Genomic DNA, 17,909 nt, shown 5'->3' with positions numbered 1-17,909 from the left:
CGCGTGCAGGTGCGTCACACCCGGGGCCCTGCGGCCGGTGCCCCGGCGGTCCGAACGTAGACTCGGGACGTGACCTCTGCGACCGACCAGGCCCCCGGCGTGCCGTCGACCAAGCGCGTGCTGCTCGCGGCACCGCGCGGGTACTGCGCCGGCGTCGACCGGGCCGTCGTCGCCGTCGAGAAGGCCCTCGAGCACTACGGCGCGCCCGTGTACGTCCGCAAGGAGATCGTGCACAACAAGTACGTCGTCGAGACGCTGTCCGCCCGTGGCGCGGTGTTCGTCGACGAGACCGACGAGGTGCCCGAGGGTGCGCGCGTCGTGTTCTCCGCGCACGGCGTCTCGCCCGCGGTCCGTGCCGCGGCGACCGCGCGGTCGCTGCAGACGATCGACGCGACGTGCCCCCTGGTCACGAAGGTGCACAAGGAGGCCGTGCGGTTCGCCGCCGACGACTTCGACATCCTGCTCATCGGCCACGACGGTCACGAGGAGGTCGAGGGCACGCAGGGCGAGGCGCCCGAGCACATCCAGGTCGTCAACTCCCCGGACGCCGTCGACGGGGTCGAGGTGCGCGACCCCGCGCGGGTCGTGTGGATCTCGCAGACCACGCTGTCGGTCGACGAGACCATGGAGACCGTCCGCCGCCTGCGCGAGAAGTTCCCGCTGCTGCAGGACCCGCCCAGCGACGACATCTGCTACGCGACGCAGAACCGCCAGGTCGCGGTCAAGAAGCTCGCGCCGCACTGCGACGTCGTCATCACCGTGGGCTCCGCGAACTCGTCCAACTCGGTGCGGCTCGTCGAGGTCGCCCTCGATGCCGGGGCGCGTGCGTCCTACCGCGTCGACAAGGCTGCCGAGATCGACCCCGCCTGGCTCGAGGGGGCCACGACGGTGGGCGTGACCTCCGGCGCGTCCGTGCCGGAGATCCTGGTCCGCGACGTCCTCGAGCTGCTCGCGCAGCACGGCTTCGGCGACGTCGAGGAGGTCCGCACCGCGACCGAGGACCTCATGTTCTCCCTGCCGCGCGAGCTCCGCGCCGACCTCAAGGCCTCGGGCGCCACGCCCGACCGCCCCCGCCGCGAGGACCGCCGCTCCCTGGACGTCCAGCCCGCCTGAGCGCGGCCCGCCCGTCAGGCGGAGGCGCCCGGGTCGACCGCGCCCAGGGCGTCCTGCCGTGCGCGCTCCGTGGCGAACGCCTGCTCGTCGCGTCGTGACGCCGCGTCGCCCAGGACGTGCTCGTCCAGCGCGACGATCTGGTCCGTCGCCGAGGCGACGAGCTCGGGGGCGCTCACGACCGACAGCTGCGGGTTCACCGGCGTCGGCGTCGGCAGGTCGCCGTCGACGACGTGCAGGTCGGCGAACCGGCGCGCGCTCACCAGGACCCGCGTCTCCAGCGAGCCGACGGCCTGGTTGTAGGCGCCCGCTGCGGAGTCGATCGCGCGCCCGAGCCGTGTGAGGTGCGTGCCCATGGTCGCGAGCCGCCCGTGCAGCTCCTTGCCGAGCGTCAGCACCGCCTGCGCGTTGCTCGCGAGCGCGTCCTGGCGCCACGCGTACGCCACGGTCCGCAGCAGCGTCAGGAGGGTGACGGGCGTCGCGAGGACGACGTTGCGCTCGAACGCGTACTCGACGAGCGTCGGGTCCTGCTCGGCGGCGGCGTGCAGGAACGACTCCGCGGGCACGAACATCACGACGAACTCCGGCGCGGGCGCGAACTGGTCCCAGTACCGCTTCGACGCGAGGTCGTCGACGTGCTTGCGGACGTGCCGGGCGTGCGCCGCGAGCCGCTGCGCCCGGACGGTCTCGTCGTCGGTCTGCGTCGCCTCCAGGTAGCCGAGGAACGCGACCTTGGCGTCGACGACGACCTGCTTGCCGCCTGCGAGCTTCACGACCATGTCGGGCCGCAGGAGCCCGTCGTCGGTGCGCACCTGCTCCTGCTCGACGAAGTCGACGTGCGCGAGCATCCCGGCGGCCTCGACGACCCGGCGCAGCTGGACCTCGCCCCACCGCCCGCGCACCTGCGACGACCGCAGCGCGGTGACGAGCTGCGCCGTCTCGCCGCGCAGCTGCTCGGACGCGACGCGCATCGCCCGGACCTGCTCGCCGAGCGCCGCGTGGCCCTCGACGCGCGCCTTCTCGGCCTCCGCGAGCTCGGTGCGCACGTGGTCGAGCGTGCGGGTCAGCGGCTCGACCAGGGCCCGGACGGCCTGCTCGCGCTGCGCGAGCTCCCCGACCTGCGTCTGGTGGTCGGCCGCGAACCGCTGGTGCGCGAGCGCGAGGAACTGGTCGGTGCTGGTCGCGAGGGCATCCGCCGCGAGCGCCCGGAACTGGTCGGCGAGCCGCTCCCCGTCGGCCTGCGCGGCCTCGATGCGCTGCGCCGTCGCGGCGCGCTCCGCGTCGAGCACGGCCCGCACGCGGGCGGCCTCGACCTCCGCGGCGTGCAGCCGGGCGCCCGTGCGGCGGGTCGCGGCGGACGACGCGAGGACCCACGCGACGACGGCGCCGACGACGAGACCGAGCGCGAGACCGAGGAGGAGCATCTGCATGCGCCCAGCCTCGCAGTCGCCGCCGACATCGCCCCGGAGCGGCACGCACCCCGCCTATGCTGGGCCGATGCTGCCCCAGGACTCCGTCAGCACCCCCGCCATCGCTCCACCGGCGCTCGCGCTGCGGGGGCTGTGGCGCCGGTTCGGACAGAAGATCGCCGTCGCCGGCGTGGACCTCGACGTGCCCGCCGGGTCGTTCTACGGCCTCGTCGGGCCCAACGGCGCCGGCAAGACGACGACGCTGTCCATGGCGACCGGCCTGCTGCTGCCGGACGCCGGGACGGTGCACGTGCACGGCCAGGACCTGTGGGCGTCCCCGAACCAGGTCAAGGCGATGCTCGGCGTCCTGCCCGACGGCGTGAAGCTGTTCGACCGCCTCACGGGCGAGCAGCTCATCACCTACGCGGGCCTGCTGCACGGCCTCGACCGCGACACGACCGCGGCCCGCACGCGCGACCTGCTCGCCGCGATGGACCTCACCGCCGACGCGGGCACGCTCGTCGTCGACTACTCCGCGGGCATGACGAAGAAGGTCGCGCTGGCGTGCGCGCTCGTGCACGTGCCGCGCCTGCTGGTGCTCGACGAGCCGTTCGAGGCGGTCGACCCGGTGTCCGCCGCCAACATCCGCGACATCCTCGCGTCCTACGTGCGCTCGGGCGGCACCGTGATCGTGTCGTCGCACGTCATGGACCTCGTGCAGCGCATGTGCGACCACGTCGCGATCATCGCGGGCGGGCACGTGCTCGCCGCGGGCACGGTCGACGAGGTCCGCGGCGACGCGAGCCTGGAGGACCGGTTCGTCGAGCTCGTCGGCGGCCGGGTCAGCGGGGAGGGGCTCGCGTGGTTGCGCACCTCGTCCGACTGAAGGTCACGCTGCTGCGCAACGGGTTCAAGCGCAGCGTGTGGCAGGTCGTCGGGATCGTCATCGGGCTGCTCTACGGGCTCTTCGTCACGGGTCTCGCGGTCGTCGGGATCATCGCCGTGTCGATCACCGCGCCGGACGCGCTGGCCACGGCCGTGGTGCTCGCGGGCTCGGTCGTCATGCTCGGGTGGTGGGTCGTCCCGCTCGTCGCCTTCGGGGTGGACTCCACGGTCGACCCGGCACGCTTCGCGACGTTCTCGATCCCGCGGCGCCAGCTCGTCACGGGTCTCGCGATCGGTGGCCTGATCGGCGTCCCCGGCATCATGACGACGCTCGTGTCGCTCGGGACCGTCGCGTCCTGGTGGCGCGACCCGGCGGCCCTCGTCGCGGCCGTGCCCGCGGCGCTGCTGTTCCTCGCGACCGCCGTCGTCGGGAGCCGTGCCACCACGACGCTCGTCGCCCCGCTCGTCGCACGCCGCCGCGTGCGGGAGCTGCTCGCGATCGTCGCGCTGGTCCCGATCTTCCTGCTCGGCCCGATCCTGTCGAGCCTCGACGGGGCCTTCGGCGGTCGCGACCTCGACGGCCTGGTCGAGAGCCTGGCGTGGTCGCCGCTCGGCGCGTCGTGGGGCGTGCCCGCCGCGGTCGCCGAGGGCCGGTGGCTCGTCGCGCTGGGCCGTCTCGCGGTCGCGATCGCGACGCTGTTCGTGCTGGCGGTCGCGTGGGAGCGGAGCCTGTCGCACAGCCTCGTGAACCCCGTCCAGGAGCGTGCCGGCGGCGGCAACCGTTCGCTCGGCTGGTTCGGCCGGCTGCCGGCGACCCCGCTCGGAGCCGTTACGGCGCGCTGCCTCACCTACTGGGTGCGCGACCCCCGGTACGCCGCGTCGCTCGTCTTCCTGCCGATCACGCCCGTGTTCCTGTGGTTCGTCGCCCCTGACGGCGCGCTGCTGCTGATCCTCGGTCCCGTCGCCGCGTACTTCATGGGCTGGGGCATCTCGGCGGACGTCGCCTACGACGGCACGGCGTTCTGGACGCACGTCGCTGCGCCCCTGCGCGGCACCGTCGACCGGCTCGGCCGGATCCTGTCCGCCGCGGTGCTCGGCGTGCCCGTCGTGCTGCTGTGCGCGGTCCTCCCGCCGGTCCTGCTGGGCCGCCCGGCCGACGCCGTGCCGCTCGTCGGGGTGTCGTTCGGCGTGCTGCTGACGGCGTGGGGTGCGTCGAGCATCGCGTCCGCGCTGTTCGTCTACCCGGTGCAGAAGGCGGGGGAGAACCCCTTCCAGACGAAGGCCAACGGCGGGACCACGGCCGTGGTGTCGCAGCTCGGCGGCTCGCTCGCCGTCGCGACCGCGTGCCTGCCCGAGGGGATCCTCGCGTTCCTCGCGATCCGGCAGGGCAGCGTCGTCCTCGGCGTCGTCACGCTCGTCGTCGGGCTCGTGCTCGGCGCCGTCGCGCTCGTCGTCGGTGTCCGCGTGGGCGGGCGGGTGCTCGAGCGGCGGCAGACCGAGCTCCTCGCGCGGCTCGTCTCCTTCGCCTGACCCTGACCGTCGATCAGAGAGGCGAGAACGTGGCGGTCGATGCGCAGGCAGGGTGGTATCCGGACGGCTCCGGGGCGATGCGGTGGTGGGACGGGCGCGTGTGGACCGACCAGGTGCAGCCGCCGGCCGCGCCGCGGGCCGGCATCGGTGGTGTCGTCGACAAGATCGAGGCAGAAGCAGTCGCGGGCGCGCGTCCCCACCCGGCCCCACCGAGCATGAACTACGTCGTTCTGCAGGTGATCCTCAAGGAAAAGCTGTGGGGGACGGGTTCGGGAAACCTGCCGGAGCTGGAGAGGGCCATCAACTCGCAGGCAGCGCTGGGCTACCGGTTGCACACCACCACGACGGCTGCGTCCGGCAGCAAGGGCCTCGGCGGCGGTGACCGGATCCAGGCGACGATGGTCTTCGAGCGGATCGAGCGGATCGAGCAGACCGCGGTGCGCCCGTAGACTTGCCGCCCGTGGCACTCACCATCGGCATCGTCGGCCTGCCCAACGTCGGCAAGTCCACCCTCTTCAACGCGCTGACCCGTGCGCAGGTCCTCGCGGCGAACTACCCGTTCGCGACGATCGAGCCCAACGTCGGTGTCGTGCCGCTGCCGGACCCGCGCCTGCAGGTGCTCGCGGACGTGTTCGGCTCCGAGCGCATCCTGCCCGCGACCGTCTCGTTCGTGGACATCGCCGGCATCGTCAAGGGTGCGAGCGAGGGTGAAGGGCTCGGCAACAAGTTCCTCGCGAACATCCGCGAGGCCGACGCGATCTGCCAGGTGACGCGCGCGTTCGCCGACCCGGACGTCGTGCACGTCTCGGGCGCGGTGAACCCGAAGGACGACATCGAGATCATCAGCACCGAGCTGATCCTCGCCGACCTCCAGACCCTCGAGAAGGCGATCCCGCGCCTCGAGAAGGAGGTCAAGGGCAAGAAGGCCGAGCCCGCGCTCCTCGCCGCCGCGGTCGCCGCCCAGGAGGTCCTGCAGAAGGGCCAGACCCTGTTCGCCGCAGGCCTCGCCGCCGACGAGCACGTCGCCCAGCTGCAGCTCATGACGGCCAAGCCGTTCATCTACGTCTTCAACACCGACGACGCGGGCCTGGCCGACACCGCGATGCAGGACGAGCTGCGCGCCCTCGTGGCGCCCGCCGACGCGATCTTCCTCGACGCAAAGTTCGAGTCCGAGCTCGTCGAGCTCGAGCCCGACGAGGCGGCGGAGATGCTCGCCGAGAACGGCCAGGAGGAGGCGGGCCTCGACCAGCTCGCCCGCGTCGGCTTCCACACGCTCGGCCTGCAGACGTACCTCACGGCCGGCCCGAAGGAGGCCCGCGCCTGGACGATCCGGCAGGGCTGGACCGCCCCGCAGGCGGCCGGGGTCATCCACACGGACTTCCAGAAGGGCTTCATCAAGGCCGAGGTCATCTCGTTCGACGACCTCGTCGCCGCGGGCTCGGTCGCGGCCGCCCGCGCCGCGGGGAAGGCCCGCGTCGAGGGCAAGGACTACGTCATGGCCGACGGCGACGTGGTGGAGTTCCGCTTCAACGTCTGATGCGGGGGCCTCGCGGGTCCCAGCGCTCACGCACGGCCGTGGCGAGGGCACGCAGCCGGGGCCGCGCCGTCGAGGCGCCGAACTGAACGTGACAGAGGCGCGGCGGGCTCGGGCACGGCTCCGCTCGTCGCCGCGCGTCAGACGACGGTGAAGGTCTCGCGGACGAACTGCTCGGACACGTCCCAGACGCGGCGGGCCTCGTCTTCGCTGCGCAGGGTGGGGTAGAGCCGCTGCTCGGCGGGGGCGCCGCCGAGGTGGCCCGGGCCGCTCGGGGCGTACATCCGGCCGTCGCGGGCGTCGGGGGAGGTCGCGGCGTAGAGCGCGGGGAGCGCGGCGGTCTCGGGGGTGCCGACGAGGATGCCGCGCGCGGACAGCCAGCGGATGGCACGGACGGCTCGCGTGTCGTCGGAGCGGCCGAGCTCGGTGCGGGCGGACAGCAGGCTGGTCGGGGCGACACCGGGGTGGGTGAGCGTGCTCGTCAGGCCCCAGCCGGCGGCGGTGCTGCGGCGTCCGAGCTCGAGGGCGAACAGGCCGAGCGCGATCTTCGACTGCCGGTAGGCGGCCATGCCGTCGTACGTGCGCTCCCACTGCAGGTCGTCCCAGCGGATCCGTCCACGGGCGGCAGCGACGCTGACCTGCGACGTCACGCGGGCGCGGCCCGCGCGCAGCAGGGGGAGCAGGTGCGAGACGAGCGCGACGTGCCCGAGGTGGTTGGTGCCGAGCTGCAGCTCGAACCCGTCGACGGTCGTCTGCCGGGCGGGCGGGGTCATGACGCCCGCGTTGTTGACGAGCAGGTGGACCGGCCTGCCGTCGCGCAGCAGCGTCTCGCCGAACGCCGCGACGGACTCGAGGCTCGCGAGGTCCATCGGGTGCAGCGTGACGGCGGCACCGGGGACGGTGGCGCGGATGGTCGCGACGGCGGCCTCGCCCTTGCGGACGTTGCGCACGGGCAGGACGAGGTCGGCGCCGGCCGCGGCGAGCCGCGTCGCGATGCGCAGGCCGATGCCGTCGCTGCCGCCCGTGAGGACCGCCCGGGTGCCGGTGAGGTCGGGGACGGTGAGGTCGCGCGGTGCCATGAGGTGCTCCTTGTCGTCGTGGTGCCTCGACCCTCGCCCGGCGCGGGGACCGTATCCAGGGCCTGGCAGTCAGTGGATGGGCCGGACGCCGCCCGGTAGAACGGTCGCGGACGACCCGAGGAGGACCACGTGAGCATCGACCGGCCCGCGGTGGCGCAGTTCCTGCGGCACCGCCGCGAGGCGCTGCAGCCCGAGGACGTCGGCCTGCCCCGCGGGCGGCGACGGCGGACCGAGGGCCTGCGCCGGGAGGAGGTCGCGGCGCTGTGCCACATGTCGACCGACTACTACGCCCGGCTGGAACGCGGCACGGGGCCGCAGCCGTCGGAGCAGATGGTCGCCTCGATCGCGCAGGGCCTGCACCTCACGGTCGCCGAGCGCGACCACCTGTTCCGGCTCGCCGGGCACCGGCCGCCCCCGCGCGGCACTCCCGGCGAGCACGTCGGCCCCGGCCTGCTGCGGATCTTCGACCGGCTGCAGGACACCCCGGCGGAGATCGTGACGGAGCTCGGCGAGACGCTCAGGCAGACGCCCGTCGGCGTCGCGCTCACGGGTGACACCGCCGGCCTGACCGGGCTCGCGCGCAGCATCGGGTACCGGTGGTTCGCCGACCCGTCGAGCCGGCGCCTCTACGCGCCGGACGATCACGCGTACCTGTCGCGGCTGTGGGTCTCGGGACTGCGCGAGGTCCTGGCGATGCGCGGGCGGCCGTCGCGTGCGGCGGAGCTCGCCGACGACCTGCTGGAGCGCAGCGAGGAGTTCCGCACCCTCTGGGACCGGCAGGAGGTCGGCCTGCGACCACCCGAGGTCAAGCACTTCCTCCACCCCGAGCTCGGGACGATCGAGCTGTCCTGCCAGACGCTCGTCGACCCCGTGCAGTCGCACTCGCTGCTCGTCTACACGGCGGTCCCGGGCACCGAGAGTCAGGAGAAGCTCGAGCTCCTCGGGGTGATCGGCGCGCAGGCGCTCCGCTGACGCCGGCAGGACCTCAGCCGACGAGGACCGCCGGCTCGGCCAGCGCGACGACACCCGCCGCCGCTGCACGCAGCGCAGGGTCACCGGCGACGAGCGCGTCCGCCTGCAGCTGCGCGACGGCGACGTACTCGGCGACGTGCACCCCGTCCCAGCCGTGCGCCAGGGCCAGCTCCCAGGCGCGCCGACGCGAGACGCGGTCACCGAGCAGCCGGATCCTGGTCTCCGTCATGCGGGTGTGCGCGCGCAGCGCGTCGTCGGCGTCGCGCTGCCCGGCCCGCACGGCGGCGAGCAGGAGCTCGAGGCCGTCGACGAGGACCGACTTCGGCGCGACGAGCTGCACGTCGGTCGGCGGCCGGTGCCCCTCGTCGACGAGCAAGAGCAGCGTGGTGGCGTCGATCGCGTACCGCGGCATGCCGCCATGCTGCGCCACGCAGGTCCCGACGCGCCACGACGGCGACGTGCCGGACCGGTAGGCGCGCTCAGACGCTCGCCTCCCAGCCGTCGTAGACGCCACCGGGGGCGCTCGCGGCGAGCCCCCGGACCCGGGCGAACGACCGCGGTCCGCCCCGGGGCGTGTCGGTCAGTCGGCGGCCCGGGCGACGAGCTCGCGGATCTGCTGCTCGACGGCCGGCGTGACCTGCGTGACCGCGAAGGACGTGGCCCAGATGTCGCCGTCGTCGAGGGTTGCGTCGTCGTTGAACCCGAGGGTCGCGTAGCGCGCCTTGAACTTGGACGCGGGCTGCACGAACACGACGACCTTGCCGTCCTTGGCCCACGCGGGCATGCCGTACCAGGTCTTGGGCGACAGCGCGGGGGCCACCTCGGTGACGATCGCGTGCACACGCTCGGCGAGGAGCCGGTCGTCGTCGGGCAGCGCGGCGATCTTCTCGAGGAGGTCCTGCAGGGGGTCGACCTTCGCCTTCTTCCCGCGGACCTCCTTCGCGCGCTCCTTCATCGCGGCGCGCTCGTCGTCGGTGAAGCCGTCGGTGGTCTCGTCGGCGGTGCTGTTGGTGGCCACGGGCCTGCCTCTCGTCGGGGACGGTGCGTCGTGGCCAGCGTAGGAACGGTGGGCCGACGGGCGCTTCTCCGATCCTGATCGATGCGTCAGAGGGGGTCGAGGACGAAGACGCGCAGGTCACGGCCCGACCGCTCGGCGTAGTCGTCGTACCCGGGCCACACGGCACGGAGCGCGTCGAGCAGGCGCCCACGCTCGGTGTCGTCGGCGAGGTGCGCGACCACGTCGACGCCCCGGCCGTGCACGGTGACGCGCGCGCGGGGGTCCGCCAGGAGGTTGAGCGACCAGGCGGGGTGGTGCTGCTGCCCCCAGTTCGAGCCGATGACGACCCACCGGTCACCGTCGCGCGCGTACAGCAGGACGGCGTCGCGCGGCTCGCCGGACCGGCGACCGGTGGTGGTGAGGACGAGCTGGGGGAGGGTCGGCCGCCCCAGGACGCTCCAGCGCCCGCCGGTGGCGCGCTGCAGGCGCAGGTCGAGTCGGGAGACGGCGCGGCCGACGCGAGCGAACGCGCGCGTGCGGCCGAGGTGGCGCAGCGAGCGACTGAGGTCCATGGCCGCATCCTGGGGCATCCGTGGGCGTGCGGGCCGTCAGCCGCCCGAGACAGGGGTGCCGACCGGGGTGGCGCTCGTCCATAGCAGACTTCCGCCGGCCGTGCGTGCGAATTGCCCGTTCAGAGCGTCCTGACCAGCGGATCGGACATGTTTCCGTGATGTTTCCCCAGGCGGCGTGTCTCGTATCGTGGACGGTACCAGCCAGTATCAATCAGGTAACGATCAGTCGGACCGCCTCGGCGTGCCCGATATGTCCGACGCTGCTTGACTAGCGTGTGCCCAACTCACGGCGGACGTGTACCAGTCTGCTGTCGGGCGACCGGTCATCCCGGACGCACGGTGGCGCCGCACGTCCTCCCCTTCCCAGGAGGAACATTGAAGATCAGGCGAATCAGCGCCGCGGCGGCCCCGGTCGCCATCGGCGCCCTGGTGCTCGGAGCATGCTCCGGACCTGAGACGGGCTCGGCGATCGAGGAGGACACCTCGGTCAGCGTCGGCTGGAACCAGCCGTTCTACTCGCAGAACAACCTCACGTCGGTCGGCAACGCGACCACCAACGCGAACGTTCTGTACCTGACGAACGCGCAGTTCAACTACTACGACGGCGACCTCAACCTCGTGAAGAACGAGGACGTGGGCACGTACGAGAAGGTCTCCGACGACCCGCTGACCATCAAGTACACCCTCAGCGAGGGCGTCAAGTGGTCGGACGGCACCGCCGTCGACGCCGCCGACCTCATCCTCTGGTGGGGCCCGCAGGACGACGACTTCGACAACGTCCAGCCTGAGTACGACGAGGAGGGCAACGTCTCCAACCAGGAGGCGATCGACGCGGGCGTCTACTTCGACGGCTCCTCCGTCGCGATGACCCTCATCAACGACGCGCCGACCATCGGTGACGACGGCCGTTCGGTCGAGTTCGTCTACTCCGAGCCGCGCTCCGACTGGGAGGTCTCGGTCCAGCCGTCGCCCGTCGCCGCGCACGCGGTCGCGAACCTCGCCCTCGGCATCGAGGACGCCGAGGAGGGCAAGCAGGCCATCATCGACGCGTTCACGGAGAACAAGACCGAGGACCTGTCGAAGATCGCCAAGGTCTGGAACTCCGGCTTCGACTTCACGTCGCTGCCCGACGACCCGCAGCTCTACCTGTCGTCCGGCGCGTACGTCATGTCCGACTACGTCGAGAACCAGTACATGACGCTCACGGCGCGCGACGACTACGAGTGGGGCCCCAAGCCCAACGTCTCGTCCGTCACGATCCGTTACACGGAGGACCCGCTGGCGTCGGTCACGGCCCTCCAGAACGGTGAGGTCGACCTCATCCAGCCGCAGTCGTCCGTCGACGTCATCAAGACGCTCGAGGGCCTCGACGGCATCGAGTACACGACCGCGCCCGAGGGCACGTTCGAGCACGTCGACACGATCATGAACAACGGTGGTCCGTTCGACCCGGCGACCTACGGCGGCGACGCCGAGAAGGCCCGCAAGGTCCGCGAGGCGTTCCTCAAGACGGTCCCCCGCCAGGAGATCATCGAGAAGCTCATCAAGCCGCTGCAGGAGGACGCCGAGACGCGTGACTCCTTCACGGTGGTCCCGGGCTCCCCGACGTACGACGACGTCATCGCGAACAACGGCTCCGAGGCGTACGCCGAGGTCGACATCGAGGGTGCCAAGGCGCTCCTCGCCGAGGCCGGCGTCGCGACCCCGGTCAACGTCCGCTTCCTGTACGGCAAGTCGAACGTCCGTCGTGCCAACGAGTACCAGCTCATCGCGGCGTCGGCGGCGCAGGCCGGCTTCACCGTCATCGACGAGGGCGACGACCAGTGGGGTCAGCGCCTGACGGACACGGCGTCCTACGACGCGTCGCTGTTCGGCTGGCAGTCGACCAACACCTTCGCGCTCAACTCCGAGGGCAACTACGTCACCGGCGGTCTGAACAACTTCGGTGGCTACTCGAACGCCGACGTCGACGCCTGGTACGAGGAGATGGCCACGGCGGAGGGCGACGAGGAGAAGGAGCTGACGACCAACATCGAGAAGCAGCTCTACGCCGACGCCTTCGGTGTCCCGATCTTCCAGTTCCCGGGCGTCGTCGCCAACCGCGACGTGCTGCAGGGCGTCTCGACGATCCCGCTGTCGCCGACCATCTTCTGGAACTACTGGGAGTGGGAGATCAGCGCGGAGGACTCGCTCGACGCGCCGTCGGCCACCCCGGCTGCGACCGAGGAGACCGAGGGCTGATCCTCAGCTCGCTGTGACACGCACGACAGGGGGTGCCGCGGCCGTCCGGCCGCGGCACCCTCGTCGTTCGCCCAGGCAACCAGCACCTAGCTGACCTGGGCGGACGCGCGCCTGGGACCTGCGGTACGACCGATGCGCCCAGGCCCTCGTAGAATCGTCCTTCGCCACCATCCCCACGCGAACGAGGTCAGGACCCCATGGTCACCTCTGAGAAGAGCCTGGCGCCGGCGCCGGCAGCGGCCACAGCCGCTCCGGCCGCGCAGGCCCCCCGGCGCCGACGCCTGAGCGTCTCCGCGCCGACGTTGACCTTCATCGGTCGCCGTCTGCTGTCCTCGGCGGTCGTCCTGCTCGGGGCGACGTTCATCGTCTACATGCTCCTGGCGTACGCGCTCGACCCGCTCGAGGACCTGTACGCGAGCAGCGCCCCCAACAAGGAGCAGCTGATCGAGGCCCGCATCCGGGCGCTCGACCTCGACACCCCGCCGGTCATCCGCTACTTCAAGTGGCTCGCCGGCGTGCTCGGCTACCTCGTGGGCCGCGGCACCCTGGGCGAGAGCTGGGTCACCAGCCAGCAGGTCACCGACCTCCTGGCGAGCGCGATCCCCTCGACCGTGCAGCTCGTCGGCGGAGCGACGGTGCTCGCCGTCGTCCTCGGCATCACGGTCGGCATCGCGTCCGCCCTGCGCCAGTACACCGGCTTCGACTACTCGGTGACGTTCCTGTCGTTCGTCCTGTACTCGCTGCCGTCGTTCTGGGTCGCGGTGCTCCTCAAGCTGTGGGGCGCGATCGGCTTCAACGACTTCCTCGCCGACCCGACGATGAGCACGCTGACGATCGTCCTGCTCGCCGTGCTGTCCGGGTTGCTGTGGCAGGTGCTCGTCGGCGGCAACCTGCGCCGGCGCCTCATCACGTTCGGCATGTCCGCCGTCGCGTCCGGGCTCGTCCTGTTCGGGGTGCTGCAGAGCGGCTGGCTCCTCGACCCGAGCCTCGGCATGGCGGGCATCGCCGTCCTCGGCGCCGCCGCCGCGGTCGGTCTCACGGCCATGACGACGGGCCTGCGCAACCGCCGGGCGCTGTACTCCGCGCTCACGGTCGTGGTCATCGGCGTCGCGCTGTGGTTCCCGCTCAAGTACGTCTTCGTCGCGCCCGGGTTCAACGGCACGTGGGTGCTCGGCCTCGCCGTCCTCGCCGTCGTCGTGGGTCTCGTCGTCGGCCGGCTGTTCGGCGGTCCGGACTACGGGCAGTCGATGCGCAACGCGGCCATCACGGCCTTCGTCGTCGCGGGCCTCATCTACGTCGACCGGGTCATGGACGTCTGGAAGCCGTACACGGACTCGAGCTACATCAACGGCCGCCCCATCGCGACCATCGGCTCGCAGACGCCCGGCCTCAACGGCGACTACTGGGTCGAGACGCTCGACCGGTTCACGCACCTGATCCTGCCGACGATCGCGCTGATCCTCATCTCGTTCGCGTCGTACACGCGGTACTCGCGCGCGAGCCTGCTCGAGGTCATGAACCAGGACTACATCCGCACCGCGCGGGCCAAGGGCCTGCCGGAGCGGGTCGTCACGGTGCGGCACGCGTTCCGCAACGCGCTCATCCCGCTCGCGACTATCATCCCGCTCGACATCGCGGCCCTGTTCGGCGGCGCGATCATCACCGAGCGCATCTTCTCGTGGAGCGGCATGGGCTCGCTCTTCATCCACTCGCTGGGGGCGAAGGACGCCGACCCGATCATGGGGTACTTCCTCGTGGTCGGGACCCTGCTCGTCCTCGCCAACATCGTCGTGGACTTCGTCTACGCCGCCCTCGACCCCAGGATCCGGGTGAACGCATGACCACGCCCACGCCCATCTCGCCTCAGCTCGACACCGAGCACCACGACGCCGTCGAGAACGCCATCGAGCTCAAGGAGGTCGAGGGCCTCTCGCAGGGCCGCATCGTCCTGCGGCGGTTCCTGCGCCACCGCGGCGCCATGGCGTCCGCGTTCGTGCTGCTCTGCGTCGTCGTGCTCGCCACGACCTCGATCGGCTGGGGTCCCATCCCCGGCTGGTGGAAGTGGACGCCGACGGACCTCGCGCCAGTCGTGAACTCCGGCGGTGCGCCGACCATGTCGTTCTCGGGCGGCATCACGTTCGGCGAGCACCCGTTCGGCCAGGACAACATCGGCAAGGACGTGTTCGCGCTCGTCATGCGCGGGACGCAGCAGTCGCTGCTCGTCATGTTCGTGATCGGCCTGCTCGCGTCCGCCATCGGCATCGCGCTCGGCGCGTTCGCGGGCTTCTTCCGCGGGCGTCTCGACAACCTGCTCATGCGCTTCACGGACATGGTCATCACGATCCCGGTGATCATGGTCGGCGCGATCCTCGGTGCGTGGGTCGGCGGCGCCAGCCCGATCACGCTCGCGCTCGCGCTCAGCGTCGTGACGTGGACGTCCATGGCCCGTCTGGTCCGTGGCGAGTTCCTGTCGCTGCGCGAGCGGGAGTTCGTCGACGCCGCGCGCGTCGCCGGCGCCAGCAACGGCCGGATCATGTTCAAGCACATCCTGCCGAACGCCGTCGGCGTCATCATCGTCAACGCGACGCTGCTCATGGCCGCGGCGATCCTGCTCGAGACGGCGCTGAGCTACCTCGGCTTCGGGATCACGTACCCCGACGTCTCGCTGGGCAACCTCATCAACGAGTACCAGACGGCCTTCGCCACGCGGCCCTGGCTGTTCTGGTGGCCGGGTCTGTTCATCGTGACGATCGCGCTGTGCATCAACTTCATCGGCGACGGACTGCGCGACGCGTTCGACCCGCGGCAGCGCCGCATCCCGACGCGCCGTGCCCTGGCCCGCGCCGCGCGTCGCGCGGACCGCAAGTCCGGCGTGGCGACCGCCCAGGCCTGATCCCCGTGACCCTCCGCTCAGAGCACGAGCGCCACGACGCTCGCCACCAGCAGGACCGCCGTCGCGGCGATCGTGCCGGTGTGCCAGCGCACGCGCGGGCGCTCGTGCTCGAGGCGGGGGTCGTCGAGCAGGCCTGCGTCGCGCACCTGCTCCCAGCGGTGGCGGACGATCGCGGCGGCCTCACCGGACCCGGTCCGGGCGAGGTCGCCGGGACGCACGCTGCCGCCGGGGCCGTAGGTGCTGCTCGGCAGGTGCTTGTCGTCACCGGCCTGGGCCCGTCCCGTGCGCACCGCGCTCGGTGCGGGAGCGGCCCACGCGGCGTACGAGCCGTACGCGGTGCGCAGCGTGAGCGCGTACTGGGTGCCGATCTCCTGCACGGCGGGCCACGGGATCTCGACCGTGCGCAGCACGTTGCGCAGCTCGACCCCCGCGGGCGTCACCACGACGGCGGGACGCCAGTACGCCGCCCAGGCGCCGACGGCGATCAGCGCGAGCAGGGGCAGGTAGGGCAGCGTCGTGCCGGCGTCGGTCAGCAGACCGCTCACGGCACCCACGAGGCACAGCACCACCACGACCACAGCAAGACCTCGGCCGAACCCCGGCCGGTACTCCACGACGTCCGCCACCATGCGGTCATCGTCCCAGACGGCTCCGGACCGGCTGCGCGCCACCGCGCGACCGCACCGGAGATCCCCGCACGGAAGGAACCGCTCGAACCGTGAGCACCGAGACCCTCGCGCCCGTCCCGGCCCCCCAGCCGGACGGCAAGGCGCCCATCCTCGAGGTCCGTGACCTGGCCGTCGAGTTCTTCGTCGACGGCGAGTGGTACCCCGCCGCGATCGACGTGTCCTACGACGTGCGCCCCGGGGAGGTGCTCGCCATCGTCGGCGAGTCCGGCTCCGGCAAGACGCAGTCGTCGATGTCGCTCATCGGCCTGCTGCCGCCCAACGGCCGCGCGTCCGGCTCCGCGAAGCTCGCGGGCCGCGAGCTGCTCGGGCTGACGCACAAGCAGCTCAGCAGCGTCCGCGGCAAGGAGGTCGCGGTCATCTTCCAGGAGCCGATGACCGCCCTGAACCCCGTCTACACCGTCGGGTTCCAGATCATCGAGACGCTGCGCGTCCACTTCGACATGGGCCCGAAGGCCGCGCGGGTGCGGGCCGTCGAGCTGCTCAAGCTCGTCGACATCCCGGACCCCGAGCGTGCCGTCGACAAGTACCCGCACCAGCTGTCGGGCGGGCAGCGGCAGCGCGCGATGATCGCCCAGGCGCTCGCGTGCGACCCGAAGCTGCTCATCGCGGACGAGCCGACGACGGCCCTCGACGTGACCGTCCAGGCCGAGATCCTCAAGCTCATGCGCGACCTGCGCAGCCGCATCGACTCCGGGATCGTGCTCATCACGCACGACATGGGCGTCGTCGCCGACCTGTCCGACCGCGTGCTCGTCATGAAGAACGGGCGGATCGTCGAGCAGGGCACGTCCGACGCGATCTTCAACCGCCCGACGCACCCGTACACGATCCAGCTCCTGGAGTCCGTGCCGCACCTCGGGTCGGAGACGTTCCAGGCGCCCGGCGCGGAGCACGACGTCACGTCGGCGACCACCGCCACGCCGGTGACCGCGCCCGCCGCGGCACCCACCGAGTTCGCGCTCGAGGCGCGCGACCTCGTCATCGAGTACCCGTCGCGCGGCCGCATCCCCGCGTTCCGGGCGATCAACAGCGTCGACCTGACGATCGGCCGCGGCGAGGTGCTCGGCCTCGTCGGCGAGTCCGGCTCGGGCAAGACGACCGTCGGCCGTGCCGCGGTCGGTCTGCTCCCCGTCGCCGGTGGGTCCATGAAGGTCAACGGCGTCGAGCTGGCCGGCATCAAGCCCAAGGCCCTGCGCGGGGTCCGCCAGGACGTGTCGATCGTCTTCCAGGACCCGGGGTCGTCGCTCAACCCGCGCCTGCCGATCGGCGAGTCCATCGGCGAGCCGCTCAAGCTGCACGGCATCGCCAAGGGCGCCGAGCTGAGCAAGCGCGTCGAGGACCTGCTCGACCGGGTCCACCTGCAGCGCTCGATGCGCAACCGCTACCCGCACGAGCTGTCCGGCGGCCAGCGCCAGCGCGTCGGCATCGCGCGTGCGCTCGCGCTGAGCCCCAAGCTGCTCATCGCCGACGAGCCGACGTCCGCGCTCGACGTGTCCGTGCAGGCCCGCGTCCTCGAGCTGTTCCAGGAGCTGCAGCGCGAGTACGGCTTCGCGTGCCTGTTCATCAGCCACGACCTGGCCGTCGTCGAGATCCTGTCCAGCCGGATCGCGGTGCTCAACAAGGGCCAGCTCGTCGAGGTCGGTCCGCGCGACGAGATCCTGCGCCGCCCGCAGCAGGACTACACGCGGCGCCTGCTCGCCGCGGTCCCCGTGCCGAACCCCGCGGAGCAGAAGCTGCGCCGCGAGGAGCGCGACCGGCTCATCGAGGAGGCCGAGGCCGCGCTGCGCCAGGCCGACACCGAGGCCGGACGCCGTGCCGCGGGCGACGAGCGCAAGCGGCTCCTGGCCGAGCTCGACGACCGCGAGCAGAAGGCGAAGTCCGACGTCGACTCGCGTTCCGCACGCGACGGCGGGACCGGCGTCTGACGTCGAGGACCTCGAAGGGCGGGCTGCGCGGGACGACCGTGCGGCCCGCCCTTCGCCGTGCCGGGCCCGTCGC

16 protein-coding genes are annotated in these 17,909 nt (G+C 72.1%); 10 read left to right on the top strand and 6 right to left on the bottom strand.

The window, feature by feature from the left end:
• The first annotated feature begins 69 nt into the window (after nucleotides 1-69).
• Nucleotides 70-1,113, top strand: coding sequence for a 4-hydroxy-3-methylbut-2-enyl diphosphate reductase (locus CELF_RS14710; protein ID WP_013772065.1), 1,044 nt, complete (start codon nucleotides 70-72; stop codon nucleotides 1,111-1,113).
• 14 nt (nucleotides 1,114-1,127) lie between these two features.
• Here the strand turns inward: CELF_RS14710 and CELF_RS14705 are convergent, their stop codons facing one another.
• Nucleotides 1,128-2,540 carry a DNA recombination protein RmuC gene (locus tag CELF_RS14705; RefSeq protein ID WP_013772064.1) on the bottom strand — a complete coding sequence of 471 codons (1,413 nt, stop codon included), beginning with the start codon at nucleotides 2,538-2,540 and terminating at the stop codon, nucleotides 1,128-1,130.
• Between the two features lie 67 nt (nucleotides 2,541-2,607).
• Between CELF_RS14705 and CELF_RS14700 the strand changes: the two genes are divergently transcribed.
• From CELF_RS14700 to ychF, 4 genes are read left to right on the top strand one after another with little or no spacing between them, the layout of a single operon-like run.
• Nucleotides 2,608-3,405: an ABC transporter ATP-binding protein gene (locus CELF_RS14700; protein WP_013772063.1), complete on the top strand. Its 798-nt coding sequence runs from the start codon at nucleotides 2,608-2,610 to the stop codon at nucleotides 3,403-3,405.
• Nucleotides 3,381-4,934, top strand: coding sequence for a hypothetical protein (locus CELF_RS14695; RefSeq protein ID WP_013772062.1), 1,554 nt, complete (start codon nucleotides 3,381-3,383; stop codon nucleotides 4,932-4,934). The genes CELF_RS14700 and CELF_RS14695 overlap by 25 nt, the downstream gene beginning before the upstream one ends.
• Nucleotides 4,935-4,963: 29 nt before the next feature.
• Entirely contained in the window at nucleotides 4,964-5,383 is a 420-nt protein-coding gene (locus CELF_RS20030; protein WP_013772061.1) for a DUF2510 domain-containing protein, read from the top strand.
• Nucleotides 5,384-5,394: 11 nt separating this feature from the next.
• Complete coding sequence (gene ychF, locus CELF_RS14685) at nucleotides 5,395-6,471, top strand: redox-regulated ATPase YchF (RefSeq protein WP_013772060.1); 1,077 nt, start codon at nucleotides 5,395-5,397, stop codon at nucleotides 6,469-6,471.
• A 137-nt stretch (nucleotides 6,472-6,608) separates the two neighbouring features.
• Here ychF and CELF_RS14680 read toward each other — a convergent pair whose 3' ends face one another.
• Nucleotides 6,609-7,547, bottom strand: coding sequence for an SDR family oxidoreductase (locus tag CELF_RS14680; protein ID WP_013772059.1), 939 nt, complete (start codon nucleotides 7,545-7,547; stop codon nucleotides 6,609-6,611).
• Between the two features lie 129 nt (nucleotides 7,548-7,676).
• Between CELF_RS14680 and CELF_RS14675 the strand changes: the two genes are divergently transcribed.
• Entirely contained in the window at nucleotides 7,677-8,519 is an 843-nt protein-coding gene (locus tag CELF_RS14675) for a helix-turn-helix transcriptional regulator (RefSeq protein ID WP_013772058.1), read from the top strand.
• Between the two features lie 13 nt (nucleotides 8,520-8,532).
• Here CELF_RS14675 and CELF_RS14670 read toward each other — a convergent pair whose 3' ends face one another.
• The 3 genes from CELF_RS14670 to CELF_RS14660 all read right to left on the bottom strand — a co-directional run bounded on the left by CELF_RS14670 (nucleotide 8,533) and on the right by CELF_RS14660 (nucleotide 10,088).
• Nucleotides 8,533-8,931, bottom strand: a complete 399-nt coding sequence (locus CELF_RS14670; RefSeq protein WP_013772057.1) for a hypothetical protein — start codon at nucleotides 8,929-8,931, stop codon at nucleotides 8,533-8,535.
• Nucleotides 8,932-9,099: 168 nt separating this feature from the next.
• Entirely contained in the window at nucleotides 9,100-9,537 is a 438-nt protein-coding gene (locus CELF_RS14665) for an iron chaperone (RefSeq protein WP_013772056.1), read from the bottom strand.
• A gap of 86 nt (nucleotides 9,538-9,623) precedes the next feature.
• Nucleotides 9,624-10,088 carry a nitroreductase/quinone reductase family protein gene (locus tag CELF_RS14660; protein ID WP_013772055.1) on the bottom strand — a complete coding sequence of 155 codons (465 nt, stop codon included), beginning with the start codon at nucleotides 10,086-10,088 and terminating at the stop codon, nucleotides 9,624-9,626.
• Between the two features lie 375 nt (nucleotides 10,089-10,463).
• Here CELF_RS14660 and CELF_RS14655 point away from each other — a divergent pair, with 375 nt between their 5' ends.
• From CELF_RS14655 to CELF_RS14645, 3 genes are all read left to right on the top strand, one after another.
• On the top strand, nucleotides 10,464-12,329 hold the full coding sequence (locus CELF_RS14655; RefSeq protein WP_013772054.1) for an ABC transporter family substrate-binding protein: 1,866 nt from the start codon (nucleotides 10,464-10,466) through the stop codon (nucleotides 12,327-12,329).
• A gap of 197 nt (nucleotides 12,330-12,526) precedes the next feature.
• On the top strand, nucleotides 12,527-14,170 hold the full coding sequence (locus tag CELF_RS14650) for an ABC transporter permease (RefSeq protein ID WP_013772053.1): 1,644 nt from the start codon (nucleotides 12,527-12,529) through the stop codon (nucleotides 14,168-14,170).
• Complete coding sequence (locus tag CELF_RS14645; protein WP_013772052.1) at nucleotides 14,167-15,222, top strand: ABC transporter permease; 1,056 nt, start codon at nucleotides 14,167-14,169, stop codon at nucleotides 15,220-15,222. Before CELF_RS14650 ends, CELF_RS14645 begins: the two co-directional genes overlap by 4 nt.
• Nucleotides 15,223-15,239: 17 nt before the next feature.
• Here CELF_RS14645 and CELF_RS14640 read toward each other — a convergent pair whose 3' ends face one another.
• Nucleotides 15,240-15,851 carry a PH domain-containing protein gene (locus CELF_RS14640; protein WP_013772051.1) on the bottom strand — a complete coding sequence of 204 codons (612 nt, stop codon included), beginning with the start codon at nucleotides 15,849-15,851 and terminating at the stop codon, nucleotides 15,240-15,242.
• Between the two features lie 89 nt (nucleotides 15,852-15,940).
• Here CELF_RS14640 and CELF_RS14635 point away from each other — a divergent pair, with 89 nt between their 5' ends.
• Nucleotides 15,941-17,836 (top strand): ABC transporter ATP-binding protein, encoded by a 1,896-nt coding sequence (locus CELF_RS14635; RefSeq protein ID WP_013772050.1) that lies wholly within the window; start codon nucleotides 15,941-15,943, stop codon nucleotides 17,834-17,836.
• Nucleotides 17,837-17,909: the final 73 nt, after the last annotated feature.

It is taken from the genome of Cellulomonas fimi ATCC 484, from assembly GCF_000212695.1.
Classification (GTDB): domain Bacteria; phylum Actinomycetota; class Actinomycetes; order Actinomycetales; family Cellulomonadaceae; genus Cellulomonas; species Cellulomonas fimi.
This window is presented reverse-complemented; position numbering and strand designations above follow the sequence as displayed.

Bases quoted from the DNA above. Each gene is read 5' to 3' on its own strand.
- CELF_RS14705 (WP_013772064.1), bottom strand. From the start codon at position 2,540: ATGCAGATGCTCCTCCTCGGTCTCGCGCTCGGTCTCGTCGTCGGCGCC.
- CELF_RS14700 (WP_013772063.1), top strand. From the start codon at position 2,608: ATGCTGCCCCAGGACTCCGTCAGCACCCCCGCCATCGCTCCACCGGCG.
- CELF_RS14680 (WP_013772059.1), bottom strand. From the start codon at position 7,547: ATGGCACCGCGCGACCTCACCGTCCCCGACCTCACCGGCACCCGGGCG.
- CELF_RS14670 (WP_013772057.1), bottom strand. From the start codon at position 8,931: ATGCCGCGGTACGCGATCGACGCCACCACGCTGCTCTTGCTCGTCGAC.
- CELF_RS14660 (WP_013772055.1), bottom strand. From the start codon at position 10,088: ATGGACCTCAGTCGCTCGCTGCGCCACCTCGGCCGCACGCGCGCGTTC.
- CELF_RS14650 (WP_013772053.1), top strand. From the start codon at position 12,527: ATGGTCACCTCTGAGAAGAGCCTGGCGCCGGCGCCGGCAGCGGCCACA.
- CELF_RS14645 (WP_013772052.1), top strand. From the start codon at position 14,167: ATGACCACGCCCACGCCCATCTCGCCTCAGCTCGACACCGAGCACCAC.
- CELF_RS14640 (WP_013772051.1), bottom strand. From the start codon at position 15,851: ATGGTGGCGGACGTCGTGGAGTACCGGCCGGGGTTCGGCCGAGGTCTT.